Here is a 12,295-nt window from a genome sequence, read left to right as displayed (position 1 = left end):
CGAGGGAAAGATTGGCGCTACTTCACCAGGGTGATCATCCTGCCGGCATACATCTCGCGATTGCCGAGCTCGGCCGTGCAGTCCGACTTCACCGCCGAATTCCCCGTCATGGCGACGGTTTTGCCGACCAGCCGCAGGCAACTGCCCTGCGCATTCATGTCCGAGTTACCGGCATAGGTGATGGGCGCGTCGGGGGCATAGATAAAGCCGCTCACCACCGAGCCGGATCCGCCGTTCAGCGTCAGCGCTTGTGTGTTGCCGTGGGCCTGGAAGATGGTGATGCCGGCATAAGGACCGCTGGTCATCGGCGAGAGGTCCACCGTCTCGTTGGCGTTGATGGTGATCTGCGATCCCTCCATCAGGAAAATCGTCACGCCGTGCCCCGTCAGGCTGCCGTTGCCGCCGGGCTTTATGGCGACGTTTCGCAGGATGTAGACGCCCGGATTGAGCGTGATCTGTCCCGACCAGGTCTTGTCGCAATACGTGCCGGGCGAGATCGTGATCGTCTTGCCGTTGGGCATTGCGGTGCAGAGCCCGTAGGGGGGAGGCGTGACATTGGCCAGCGGATCGAAGGACGCATACTGGTTTTCCAGCGGCGCGTCGCAGGAAAACGTGGCATTGGGCGGCGTGAGGCCGGAGGTCGTGCCTACCGTCGAGACGCATCCGGCGCTGACGATCGCCGAGCCGCCGCGGCTGACGGCGTCGGCCGCGTCCGAATTGGCGGCGATCACGCAGCCGTTCATCGCGACATTGGTGGACCCCTGCAGGCTGACGGCGTCGTCGGCGTGCGGATCGAGCGCCAGCACGCATGCCTGCGCCCCGGGCTTGACCTCGATGGCAGCCGAGCGCGTCGCCTGCCAGGCGGGCGCGCCGCTGACGAAGGCAGGCCGGCTGATGCTCGACGACAGAGAAATATAGTAGGCGCTCGGATCGCCGCTGGCGGTCGCCTGGAAGGCATCGACGCTGCCCGAATATTCCTGGGCGTCGGCCGCGCTCATATTGGCCGCGAAGAAAGTCTGGCCGAGCTGCCGCACATCGTTCGCCGACATGCTCGGCTGGTATTTCGTGCCCACCGCGAGCCCGGCCGCGTCCAGCGAGTTCTGCAGTTGCGCGGCGTCGTCGCTGGTGCCCACCAGGTCGACGACGCCGGCCACAACGAGCATCAGCGGCACCATGGCGATCGCGGTCGCCAGGGCGAAATTGCCGCGCTTCGAAGCCCAGAACTGTCCAATCATCGGAGCCGCCCTCGCCGGATATGGAAGAGCGATACGCCATCCTGTCTCTACGAGGGATTTCCGAAAAAGATAAAATGCAGGAAATGCTAAAATAGCAGCTTTTTCTAATAGTTGCACCTTAGTCTGATACAAAATGGGACCTAAGTCCGATGTCCTGCGGCGTAAGGTGGCAAATACGCCCTCAGGGGTCCAAATGCCGCAAGTCGAGGAAAAAAATTAGCCATTCGTTTATCGGCGGATGTTGAACGTGTTAGCCGGGATAGCTTGGGCGAACTCGGCCATGGCCTCATTTAGTCGAATTTTCAGACAGTTCGTCTCCCGTCGCCTGCGCGGCGGCGAGGGCGGCAATGTTGCAACCATCTTCGCGCTTGCCTTGCCGGTCGTGGTCGGCGGGGCGGGGCTCGGGGTCGAGACATCCTATTGGTACTATTCGAGCCTAAAGCTGCAGGCGACGGCGGACGCCGCCGCCTATGCGGGCGCGCTAGAGAAGATCCAGGGATCCGACGCGGCGACGATCACCGCAGCCGCGACCCAGTCGGCGACCGATAACGGCCTTGGCAATGGCACCATTACCGTCCACACGCCGCCCACCTCGGGGCCGAACACAGCCAAGAAGGCGGTCGAGGTGATCCTCAACCAGAACCTCGACCGCGTGTTCACCTCGATCTTCACGCAAACCAAGGTGCCGGAGCGGGCGAGGGCGGTGGCGCTCATCACCGACGCCTCCAAGGCCTGCGTGCTGGCGCTCAATTCTTCGGCCGCGCAGGCAGCGCTTTTCTCCGGCAGCACCAGCGTCAAATTCAACGGCTGCTCGGTGATGTCGGATTCTATAGCCCCGGATGCCATCAAGGTGCAGGGATCGGCGGGGCTCCAGACGGATTGCCTGATCTCGGTGGGCGGCGTTTCACTTAGCAACCCGGTGACCACGGTCTGCAAGTCGCCGATCACCCAGGCCTTGCCGGCGGCCGATCCATTCTCCAGCCTGCCGGCGCCCGCGGCCAGCGGCTCCTGCCAGAATGTCAACGGCGGCAAGTCGACGCAAACACTCCAACCCGGAACCTACTGCAATGGCATGAACCTCAACGGCAATGTCGAGCTTTCTTCCGGCGTTTATGTTCTCCAGGGCAATTTGAAGATCAACGCGGGCGCGGTCGTCACCTGCGCCGCCCCCTGCACCGATGGCGTGACCATCTACATGGCCGGCAGCAACACGATCAGCATGAACGGCAACGCCACGGTGACCCTCAGCGCGCCGACCTCAGGCACCTATTCCGGCGTGCTGTTCTACGGCGACAGGGCTGGGACTACGGCGCAGAGCACCTTCAACGGCACAGCGGACTCGCTTTTGACCGGCGCCATCTATTTCCCCCGGCAGCAGGTCAAGTATCTCGGAAATTTCTCAGGTCTGGACGGCTGCACGCAGGTTGTGGCCGACACCATCGTGTGGTCGGGCAATGCGACCATCAACCAGGACTGCAGGGAACACGGGGGCGGGGACGGCATCCCGGCGGCACCGTCGGTCGCGATCGTCGAGTAGCGGGCATGGAGCCGTTGGCAATCCGCTTCCGCAAGAACCGCTCCGGCGCCGCCGCGGTGGAATTCGCACTCGTGCTGCCGGTGCTGTGCACCGCTCTCTTCGGCATCGCCGATGGCTGGTCCTACGTCACGAACTCGATGGCGATGCGCGCCGGCGTGAAGACGTCGGCGAACCTGGTCCTGTCCGGCTCCACCGACGACAACGCCACCCAGGCCGCAGCGCTCGCAAGCTGGCAAAATAAACCTGCAGATGCTGCAGTAACGGTGAGCCGCACCTACAGATGCGGAACGACAGTGGTAGACGCATCGACCGTGTGCGCGGGATCGAAAGTGTCCTCGATCTACGTTCAGATCCAGGCGTCGGGCACCTGGGTTCCGCCCTTTACCTTCGGCCCCTTCCCAAACAACACCGCCATCGGCCATCTGCAGGTGGTCCGTGTCCGTTAACAAAAGAGCAAAGGCGTTTGCCGGCGACAGCTCCGGCGGAGCTGCGATTGAATTCGCGCTGATCGTGCCCTTCCTGATCATGCTCTTGTTCGGCATCTTTGCCTTCGGCTGGTCGATGAACAACATGTCCAGCGTGCGCTATGCGCTGGAGGCCTCCGCGCGCTCGCTGCAGCTCAACAACACGATGACCCAATCGCAGATTCAGACGATCGCGACGCAGAAGCTGCAGGCGCTTGGTCTGCAGAATGTGAACGTCACGATCGCTACCGATCCGCCGAGCGGCGGCTTCTGCATAGCGCATGTGAACGCCAGCTATGCCTTCGTCATCGATTTCCCGTTTTTCAGCGACTTCCCGATCAGCCAGTCGACCACGGTGAACGTGCCGCTGCTCAACAGCGTGAAAGGAGCTTGCCCGTCATAGCCGGAACTGAAACGGTCGACCATCGAGCTGATCAGCACTTCCAGGAAAATTGCGTAGCGGCTTTTCGTCCGGAATTGCGCCAAGCAAGATCGCGATTCCAGGAAAACTATATAAAAGTATATGTCGATATTCATCCGGGATTGCGTAAGACAAACCGCCGACGCGCTTGAGCGGCCAAATGCTGACGGCTCCCACGCGCGGGGCCCCTGACTGGCGCGGCGTTTTTTGCGAAAACCTCTACATAAACAAGGGTTTGGAACTCTGACGCCGACCCCGGCCGCATGATCTTGGGTCCATGGTCCGATGCGGCATGGGCCTTCATTGTTCCAGAGGGCGGATAGGAGCATGGGCCATTTATTTATGAAATGATTTCAATAAGTTAATATAGGAACGTGGCCGGTTCCGGGGACGCTTCCCAGGTTTGCTCTCTTGCCGCGACGGTATTTGTCTAAAAGTTACTCCAAGCCGTTAGGGAATTCTCATATGACGCGGCCTAGCGGTTGGGCAGTGGTGGCGATTCACCTGCGGAGAAACACGATGACGATCCGAAAAACTCTTTTAGCATCACTTGCCGTCCTGGCGCTCGCGGCAGCTCCGGCGCTTGCCGGGGCCGGCGGCAATGGCGGCGGCCACGGCAATGGTGGCAGCCATGGCGGCGGCAACGGAAACGGCGGCGGTAACGGCAACGGTGGCGGCAATGCCGGCGGCAAGGGCAATAGCGGCACGCATGGCAAGGCGTCGGCTCCCGGGCAGGTGGCGAAGTCGCAGGACGACACCACGGATGACACGGCTACGGCCGCCACGCCGAAGGAAAAGAACATCCACGCCAAGCTCGGCCGGTTGAACTCGCTGCAGCGCAACATCAACGCCTACATGAACTCCAAGAGCAAGAAGTTCGCCAGCATTCAGGCCTATGTGACTCAGGCGGCCGTAGCCCAGAATGCGCAGGCCAAGCTCGACGCGGCAAACGCCAAGCTGGCCGCCGACCAGGCCACGCTCGCCGACCTCACCACGCAGCTCGCCGACCTCAACGCGACTGACACAACCGGCTTCACGCCCGAACAGCAGACGGCTCTCGACGCGCAGATCGCCGACGTGCAGGCGCAGATCGACGCGCAGAACACGGCAATCGCCGATGATACCCAAGCGGTCGCGGATGCCCAGACCGCGGTTGATAACGCCCCTGCCCCCGATGACGCTTCGCTCGACGCCGCTCTCCAGGACATGGCCAACAAGCCGGTCGATCAGGAGGTGACGGACTGGGCCAAGGGCGTGCTGGCCGACAAGATCGACCAGGAAGCCGCATCGATGACGACGCCGTAAGGCGCGAGCCTGCCAGAGGGTGGACTGCCATGCCGCCGGGCCTCGCTCGGCGGCATTTTGTTGGCTTGGTGGGCAAACTATTCGGAACGGCGGGAGATGGGCAACCAACGAAGCGGCGCGAGCCGAGCCACCCACGACAAGAAAAAAATTACAAGAAAAAGCTCGCCTCTTTCAAGGCGAGCCAAAGCGGGAGCCGCAGCGTTGGATGTCGGCGCCCGTTCCTGGTTGCCGCCCGAGATTTAACATCGTAGTACGATACAATTATCATTGAAAGGGCAACGAGCAATATCTTTTGATGCCATCGCGGCTGCGCGTGGCGCCAACGCCTTGCGCGACGAGACGCTCCTCGAGTGGAGAATGGAGCAATCCACACCAAAACGCGCCGCCGCCCTCAGTGCGTCGTGGCTAATATGCCTTGCAGCGTGTAGACTTGGCGGGTGAGGGATTTTCCACAGGGCATTGGGAGGACAACAAAATGCCGCGGGTTTCGGAGCTTTTCTTCAAGACTGCCATCGTCTTTCTCATCCTGGGCGTAGCCGCCGGGCTGCAGATGGCGATTTCGGGCGACCACGGCGCCTTCCCGGCGCATGCCCACATCAACCTTCTCGGCTGGGTCACCAGCGCCATCTTCGGCGGCTACTATGCGCTCAATCCGGCCAAGGCCGAGCGCCGCGTCGCCATGATCCATTACGGCCTCTATACGGTCGGACTCGTCATCATGCTGCCGGCGCTCTACTGGATGCTGGCGGGAGGCCATCCGGAGATCGAGCCGGCCGTGGCGATCGGCTCGTTGATCGTCGCCGCCGCCGTGCTGGTCTTTGCCTTCGTGGTCTTCTCGGCTGCCGAAACCGTGCGTTCGGCCACAGCCGCCACCGCGCGCTGACGCCGCACCCTTCCATCAAAGCATTGCCACGGTGCAGAATTCTGTGCCGCGGCAATCTTGCCGAGCTGTTCCGCACCCACACGGCGAGCTACTCCTGCTTTTCTCCTTATGGATGCATTCCGATTACATTAGCGATTGCGTATATTTCTTTGCTAGCCGGTGCACCCAACTAGAGAAGTCCCGTAAGCGGTCCTCGCCGGTCAGGCCTGGTGCTCTTGCTCCGTGAGACTAAGGGTGCCGGGCCGCTCCCGGGGGCTAAGACGAGTGTCGGGAGTTGCGCGCCTTCCGCAGGCGCCGAACCGTTGAATTACGGCAGCAGCCTTGGGAACAGAAGCGAGATCAGCGCGTGGATGATGCCGTCCCGCTCGAACGGGCCGGGCAGCTTGGCGGCGTTGGTGTCGGGCGCCTTGGTCTCGTCCGTCACCCGGCCTTCGGCCTGCACGAGCCACAGCACGGCCACGAAGTAGCCTGCCTGCAGCACCACGCCCGCCAGGAACGTCCAGCCGAGCGATGCCCAGATCGATCCCGTGGACGTGTACGTCCAACCCAGGACCACCAGGAGCGTTGCCGTCATTCCCACAAGAAACTGCGGAAAATACATTTGCCCAACCCGAGCGCCGCGACCGCTTCCGGTTCCGGCGATCTCGCCCATTTTCTACCCGTCCCGACCCTTGCACCTTTTCCGGCAGGATCGCAAGGCTTCACGGAGCCTCCCAGCCATAGGTCTTAGGGCCGATGCCGTCAGGACCTGCGGTCCGGGACTTCTGCTTCAGGAACCAAGCCAGGATCGATCCGTTCCCTTCATCACATGGATCAGGAGGAACTAATGGATCGCAGCGTCTATGAGGCGCGCTGGCTTCTAGCGCCGTTGCTTGGCTTGTGCGTCGCCTTCGCGACCGCCGCAATCCTGTTCAGCTAGAACCTGCCCCTACGATTCCGCACTCCCTACAACCGCCGAGAACGTCCCTTCATCGGCGGAAGGGCCGACCCGCTGCTTTCCTGCTAAGGCGGCGGGGGCCGGTTTCTGTTTCTCAGGATGCCGGCCGACGATATGTGGTGACGATTGCAAGGCAGACCAGATTTCAGCCTCTCGCATACCGTGAGTTGCGCGTCCGGCTTAACAGATGCACATTCTTCATGCCTGGCATTCAACTGCTGGACACGGCCCGGCCTGCGAAATCCTGTGTCATCACGATAAGCAGGTCGGGCTGTCCGGGTTCCCGCTTCCCTAAATAACCTTGCCCGATCTGTCGCCGGATCGACGGCGTGCCGCCGCGTTAGATCGACGGCGTGCCGCCGCGTTCGGGAGACAACGCAGCTTCGACAGCGTGCCGGCGCAGGAACAAAAAAGAACCCGCCATGCCTTTGCGGCGCGGCGGGCCTCCTCCTGTCGCGATGCTCTCCCGGATCAAGCCTCGAGGATCGCGACGATCGTGTAAGTGTTCGGATCGACGATGATGATGCGTCCGTCGGCCAGCACGAAGTACTCGAAGTCCTCGTAAGCCGGGACGATCTTGACGATGCGGGCCGGCACGCGGTGCAGGCGGATCTTGTGCCGCGGGATCTCGACGCCGACCGAGATGTCGAAGCTGACATCGCGAACCGGCTGGACGTGGGTCTCGTGGATGATCTGCGTGATCTGCGTCTTCTGCTCGACTGTCACATTGGTGATCGAGGCCGTCTTGTTCTGGTCGGTCTGGACGGTGCCCTGTGCGTTCTGCTCAGTGGTTGTACCGGTCTTGCCCTGGGCGTTCTGCTCAGTGGTCTTCATCTTGGTCTTGCCCTGAGCCTGTTCGCCCGTCTTCGGGCAATTGGCCATGCCGGTCTTACACTTGGCCGTACCTTGAGCCTGCTCCTCGGTCTTGGTGCCGGCCTGACCTTGAGCCTGCTCATCGGTCTTCATCTTGGTCTTGCCCTGAGCCTGCTGCTCGGTGCTGGTACCGGCCTGACCCTGGGCCTGCTCATCGGTCTTCATCTTGGTCTTGCCTTGGGCCTGCTCTTCGGTGTTGGCGCCGGCCTTGCCCTGGGCCTTCTGCTCGGTCTGCGACTTCATCTTGCCCTGGGCCTGTTCGCCCGCCTTGCCACCCTTCTGACAGTCGGCCTGGCCGGCGGCACAGTTGTTGTCGCCGCTCGGCTGCACGGATTCGGTCTGCGCCATCGCGGCGCCGCAACCGACGCCGAGCGCGATCATGCTCGTGATAAGCAGATGTTTCATGGGATTTCTCCTCGGAAAGTCGGTCCCTTCATTTGGGTAAACCCGAGGTGAAAAGCATTGTTCCGAATTGCCTCGCAAACCCCGGGTGACGTTTTGTGAAACGCCAGCGGCAATTTTGCAGGAACAAGGCTCGGCCGCTGGCGTTGGACCAATGCCGAACGGCTGTGGAAAAATCGCAGGCGCAGCGAAGGCGACTTTGTCCACAAAGGAGACGACCATGAAAATGCACCTCACGACAGCCGCCGCAGCGCTTCTGCTTCTGGCCGGCGCCGGCGCCGTAGCCGCTCAGGACGTTGTCATCGAACCTGAGCAGGAAACCGTCATCAAGGAATATGTGCACAAGCAGCCGCTGGCCTCAGTGAAGGTCCCCGGCGTCGAGCTCAGTATCGGCAGCGCTCTTCCCGACACGGTCGAACTGCACGAAGTGCCGAACGTCAAATACCGCTATGTGGTCATCGATAACCAGACCGTGATCGTAGATCCCGGCACCCGCAAGATCGTGCAGGTGATGCAGTAAGTGAGCCGGTAACCGGCCAGCGAGCCGGAATGGCCCGTCGCCCTCCACGGGCGGTGGGCCATTTACCCAGTATTATTTTGTTACCATACGCTAACGGAACCTTCCGCCTACGTTGGAGTTTCGCGCTCTGGGTCCGCTCTGTCTCATAGACAACACAAACCATTGGCAGGGTGCAGATTCGGGCGGCGGCGAAAACAGGCACGGGCTGGGGGCGAGGAGGACTAGTCAACATGTCGAAACGAGAAATCGGAACATCCCGCTCGCTCGGGATGCGCGTCGCCGATCTGAAAGCCCGGATGCAGGACGCCCGGATCACCGAACATGAGATAAAAACCTTCCAGAAGGTCGCGGCCATCATGGGGGGCGGCGAGGGCTCCCTACGCATCGATGCGGACGACCTGATCGCCGCATCTTTCCTCACCGAATCGTTCAGCGAAGCTTCGCGGAACTGACAGCGTTTTCCCCGTCATCCGACGTTGATCGGCTGCCGTCCGCCATGGGCGGCAGCGCAACGTCGTTGGGCGCCCGCGGGAAACTAGTGGCGCGCCTCGCTCTCGCGCCTTGCCCTGACGCGCCTGATCTTGGCTTCGCGCAGCGCCGTCACCGGATCGACGCCGGTCCACAGGATGCCGGCCTTCTCCGCGAATGAGAGGAAGGCCCGCCGTGCCTGCTCGAGTTTCATCCCTCCGGTTCGCGCTGCCTCGCAAGCCTGCACCGCCGCGCAATAGTAGTCGCCGCGCATCGTTTCCGGCCATTCCTTGAGGAAATTCTGCATCGCCGTCAGCGAAGCGATCTCGCGCTTGAAACCGGCGCCGACAGCGATCGCCACCGGGCGCCGAAGCGGCATGTCGCTTGTGACGAGGGCTTCCTTCATGGCGAGGGCCTTCGGCTTGTCAAATTGCTCAACGCGAACAATGCGAAAGCCGCCGCGACGGTTCCCAGTCGGCCGCCGCGAGAGAAACCAATTAGCCGCCGCTGACGGAACAAGAGCCTTCCGCAGGCGTTTGCTCCGCGAGCTCCTATGTTCGATCTGCCGATGTTTCCGCTCTGGCGGAGCCATCGCGGAGCTCGCCAACGCAACAGGAGAATTACGATGAAAACCACCCTCATTCCTGCTGTCGCCGGCCTGGCTCTGATGGCCGGCATCGGCTTTGCGGCTGCGGACGAGGTGATCGTCACCCCTGAGCAGCAGACCGTCGTCAAGGAATATGTCCACAAGCACCCGATCGCCTCAGTCAATGTTCTGGGGCTGGAGCTTGGCGTCGGCTCGACCGTGCCTGATACGGTCGAATTGCAGACGGTTCCGGACGTTCAGTATAGATACACGATCGTCAACGACCATACGGTTCTGGTCGACCCGGGCACGCGTAGAGTAGTGCAGGTCATCGAGTAACCTTACGTGCTTACGAGCCCCGATCCTCCCGCCATTCCGGCGGGGGGATGCCGGCTCCTAGAAAGGAGTCGCAGCCATGCATCATCCCCATGTCGAATCCCCTGATATTGCCAGGAATGTTGACAAGCTTCTCGCTGAACATTGCACCGGCCTGCTGTCGATGAAAGATGCGATCGCCATTCTGCGCGAGCGTACCGGGACCGAGCGTTCTGATGCCGATCTGGCCGGATTGATCACAAAAAAGGCAGCCTATCTGGGCGTCGCCGTCATCTCCGACGCGCACTGAAGGAAATCGCTGCCGAAGTTCAGCCACCCATGCGTCGAGTGCAAGACGCCACCGGAAAATTCGGCTAATGTTTCCGTCGGGGAACGGCCCCAGCTAAAGGAGGCGACAGTGACGGACGACAGGCAGGAACGCATTCGCCGGCGGGCGCACGAGATCTGGGAGCAGGCCGGCCGGCCGGAAGGCGCGCATATGGAGCACTGGGACCGGGCGGCCGCGGAGATCGACGCCGAGAAGAAGCCGAAGGACAAGGCCGCGCCGAAGAAGGCCGCCGCCAGGCCGAAGGCGGTCAAAGCCGAAAAGCCTGCCAAGGCCCCCGCCAAGGCAAAGCCAGCCAAGCCGAAAGCCAAGGCCTGATTCCGGCGGCCGAGCCGCCGCCCCTCTCGCAACCGGTGAATCAGGACGCGGGGAGCACGCGCCTAGAAGGTCGAGGCGCGCCTGGATACGCTGGAAGCCTTTGAAGGCGCAGATGATTAATATTAGATAAAGCTAAAATTAGCTTCCTTTAATAAATAAGCTTCGCACGACCGAGGATTGCTGAACAGATCGAGCAATCCACTGTTACCTTGCGGCAACAGTAGCGCTTTCAGTGAAATACTCCCAGTAAAAGTCAGGTATTGAGGCTGGAGCTCCCATTGACGCGGTTCGCGCCCAAATGGTGCCTTTCGCGTGAGGGCGTTTCTCAATCCAACTTCGGGGACCAGGGTATGCGCGGCATTAACCGTCTTATTTCATGTGCGTTTCTAGCCGCGGCAAGCGGCTTTTCGGCATCCGCGCCGGCGGCGCCGGTCGAGTATGTCAGGGTGTGCTCGCTCTATGGCGCGCAGTATTATTACAGCCCCGGCACTAGCACCTGCATCAACGCCAATACCGGCGAGACGCGCCTCGTGACCGAAGACGGCGTGGTTGTCGGCAAGACCGCGCTGGCGAGCAAGGTCGATGACATTGACGCCCGCGTCCAGCGCGCCTTCGAGGGCGCTTCGGTGGCTTCGGCGCTGACCAGCCCGGATCTGGTGCAGGGCGAGCATTTCGGCGTGCGCGTCAACTGGGGCAATGCCGGCCAGTCCAATGCCATGGGCGTGACCGGCGCGGCCGTGCTGGGCGAGGGCCTTTTCTCCGGCGGTAATGGACGGCTGACCGGCGCTGCCGGCGTCGCCTTCTCCGGCAAGACCGTCGGCGGCAACGCCGGCCTGCAGCTCACTTGGTAAGAGCCGGGGGGCAACCATGTTCAGACATTTCCTTGCGCCGGCGATCCTCGGCGCGGCAACGCTCTTCGCCGCACCTTCCAAGGCCGCGGTCGAATATGTCAGGGTCTGCGCCGCCTATGGCACCAATTACTATTACAGCCCGGGCACCAATACCTGCATCAACGCCCAGACCGGCGAGACGAAGCGGACAGTCGACGACGGCGAAGGCGGGACCACCACCGTCACCGGCAAGACGGCTCTGGCCAGCCAGGTCGACGACATCGACAACCGCGTCACCCGCGCCTTCGAGAACGCCTCGATCTCGGCCGCCCTTGCCGCTCCCGATCTTGTCCAGGGCGAGCATTTCGGGCTGCGCGTCAACTGGGGCAATGCCGGAGACGCCGACGCCTTCGGCATTACGGGTGCTGCGGTGCTGAGCGAAGGCTTCGCCCACGGCGGCCGGCTGACCGGCACGCTCGGCGTCGCTTTCTCCGGCGGCGTCGTCGGCGGCAATGCGGGGCTGCAGTTCAGCTGGTAGGGAGAGGCTAGCGCGCTCCCTGCTTCCTGGCGTATTGCGCGACCGCGCAGAGGAAGGCCAGCGCGGCTGTATCGCAGGCAGCCCGCGACGGCGACGGGCCCTTGGCGAAAAGCACTGCGTCCGCGACCGGGATCGTCAGGCCATGCTTCCTGGCAAATGAGGTGACTTCGTAGGGCTGATCGTCAGGCTGTATGCCGATGTCGATTTGGTAATCCATCAAACGAGTTCCTCCCTGGTATGCGGCTTTCCTCCTAGCCTGAGAGGAATTAACTACCCGCCACTCGCTGGCGTCCACCAATTGGCAATTGTGTGAAACG

The 12,295-nt window shown here is 62.1% G+C and carries 17 protein-coding genes; 12 read left to right on the top strand and 5 right to left on the bottom strand.

Annotated elements, in window-relative coordinates; all coding sequences use genetic code 11:
• Positions 1-17 precede the first annotated feature (17 nt).
• Positions 18-1,235, bottom strand: coding sequence for a TadE/TadG family type IV pilus assembly protein (locus tag ABID26_RS00290; RefSeq protein ID WP_354413240.1), 1,218 nt, complete (start codon positions 1,233-1,235; stop codon positions 18-20).
• A 280-nt stretch (positions 1,236-1,515) separates the two neighbouring features.
• Here ABID26_RS00290 and ABID26_RS00285 point away from each other — a divergent pair, with 280 nt between their 5' ends.
• The 5 genes from ABID26_RS00285 (at position 1,516) to ABID26_RS00265 (ending at position 5,845) form a co-directional block, all read left to right on the top strand.
• Positions 1,516-2,772: a pilus assembly protein TadG-related protein gene (locus ABID26_RS00285; protein WP_292303296.1), complete on the top strand. Its 1,257-nt coding sequence runs from the start codon at positions 1,516-1,518 to the stop codon at positions 2,770-2,772.
• Between the two features lie 5 nt (positions 2,773-2,777).
• Positions 2,778-3,218: a TadE/TadG family type IV pilus assembly protein gene (locus ABID26_RS00280; RefSeq protein ID WP_292303295.1), complete on the top strand. Its 441-nt coding sequence runs from the start codon at positions 2,778-2,780 to the stop codon at positions 3,216-3,218.
• Complete coding sequence (locus ABID26_RS00275) at positions 3,208-3,639, top strand: TadE/TadG family type IV pilus assembly protein (protein WP_292303294.1); 432 nt, start codon at positions 3,208-3,210, stop codon at positions 3,637-3,639. The genes ABID26_RS00280 and ABID26_RS00275 overlap by 11 nt, the downstream gene beginning before the upstream one ends.
• A gap of 537 nt (positions 3,640-4,176) precedes the next feature.
• Entirely contained in the window at positions 4,177-4,962 is a 786-nt protein-coding gene (locus tag ABID26_RS00270) for a hypothetical protein (protein WP_292303293.1), read from the top strand.
• 475 nt (positions 4,963-5,437) lie between these two features.
• Positions 5,438-5,845 (top strand): hypothetical protein, encoded by a 408-nt coding sequence (locus ABID26_RS00265; RefSeq protein WP_292344322.1) that lies wholly within the window; start codon positions 5,438-5,440, stop codon positions 5,843-5,845.
• A 307-nt stretch (positions 5,846-6,152) separates the two neighbouring features.
• On the opposite strand, the gene ABID26_RS00260 is transcribed toward ABID26_RS00265, so the two are convergent.
• Positions 6,153-6,419: a hypothetical protein gene (locus ABID26_RS00260; RefSeq protein WP_292303291.1), complete on the bottom strand. Its 267-nt coding sequence runs from the start codon at positions 6,417-6,419 to the stop codon at positions 6,153-6,155.
• 834 nt (positions 6,420-7,253) lie between these two features.
• Positions 7,254-8,060: a DUF1236 domain-containing protein gene (locus ABID26_RS00255; protein ID WP_292303290.1), complete on the bottom strand. Its 807-nt coding sequence runs from the start codon at positions 8,058-8,060 to the stop codon at positions 7,254-7,256.
• A gap of 217 nt (positions 8,061-8,277) precedes the next feature.
• Between ABID26_RS00255 and ABID26_RS00250 the strand changes: the two genes are divergently transcribed.
• Both ABID26_RS00250 and ABID26_RS00245 read left to right on the top strand, forming a co-directional pair.
• A complete protein-coding gene (locus tag ABID26_RS00250) occupies positions 8,278-8,577 on the top strand; it encodes a DUF1236 domain-containing protein (protein ID WP_292303289.1) in 300 nt (99 codons plus the stop codon).
• Positions 8,578-8,807: 230 nt separating this feature from the next.
• On the top strand, positions 8,808-9,029 hold the full coding sequence (locus tag ABID26_RS00245) for a hypothetical protein (RefSeq protein WP_292303288.1): 222 nt from the start codon (positions 8,808-8,810) through the stop codon (positions 9,027-9,029).
• Between the two features lie 83 nt (positions 9,030-9,112).
• Here ABID26_RS00245 and ABID26_RS00240 read toward each other — a convergent pair whose 3' ends face one another.
• Positions 9,113-9,451 carry a DUF982 domain-containing protein gene (locus tag ABID26_RS00240; RefSeq protein ID WP_292303287.1) on the bottom strand — a complete coding sequence of 113 codons (339 nt, stop codon included), beginning with the start codon at positions 9,449-9,451 and terminating at the stop codon, positions 9,113-9,115.
• A 219-nt stretch (positions 9,452-9,670) separates the two neighbouring features.
• On the opposite strand from ABID26_RS00240, the gene ABID26_RS00235 reads away from it, so the two are divergent.
• The 5 genes from ABID26_RS00235 (at position 9,671) to ABID26_RS00215 (ending at position 11,978) form a co-directional block, all read left to right on the top strand.
• Positions 9,671-9,970, top strand: a complete 300-nt coding sequence (locus ABID26_RS00235; protein ID WP_126100861.1) for a DUF1236 domain-containing protein — start codon at positions 9,671-9,673, stop codon at positions 9,968-9,970.
• Positions 9,971-10,046: 76 nt separating this feature from the next.
• Entirely contained in the window at positions 10,047-10,256 is a 210-nt protein-coding gene (locus tag ABID26_RS00230; protein WP_059185484.1) for a hypothetical protein, read from the top strand.
• A gap of 108 nt (positions 10,257-10,364) precedes the next feature.
• Complete coding sequence (locus ABID26_RS00225; RefSeq protein ID WP_354413233.1) at positions 10,365-10,610, top strand: DUF2934 domain-containing protein; 246 nt, start codon at positions 10,365-10,367, stop codon at positions 10,608-10,610.
• Positions 10,611-10,960: 350 nt separating this feature from the next.
• Positions 10,961-11,461, top strand: a complete 501-nt coding sequence (locus ABID26_RS00220) for a porin (RefSeq protein ID WP_292303285.1) — start codon at positions 10,961-10,963, stop codon at positions 11,459-11,461.
• A gap of 16 nt (positions 11,462-11,477) precedes the next feature.
• The gene (locus ABID26_RS00215) at positions 11,478-11,978 is read left to right on the top strand and encodes a porin (RefSeq protein ID WP_292370010.1); all 501 of its coding nucleotides are present in this window, start codon (positions 11,478-11,480) and stop codon (positions 11,976-11,978) included.
• Between the two features lie 7 nt (positions 11,979-11,985).
• On the opposite strand, the gene ABID26_RS00210 is transcribed toward ABID26_RS00215, so the two are convergent.
• Entirely contained in the window at positions 11,986-12,195 is a 210-nt protein-coding gene (locus tag ABID26_RS00210; RefSeq protein ID WP_126100858.1) for a hypothetical protein, read from the bottom strand.
• Positions 12,196-12,295: the final 100 nt, after the last annotated feature.

It is taken from the genome of Mesorhizobium shonense (assembly GCF_040545255.1).
Taxonomy (GTDB): Bacteria; Pseudomonadota; Alphaproteobacteria; order Rhizobiales; family Rhizobiaceae; genus Mesorhizobium; species Mesorhizobium shonense.
Note: the sequence above shows the minus strand (reverse complement) of the source record. Positions and strands in the feature narration are given on the sequence as shown.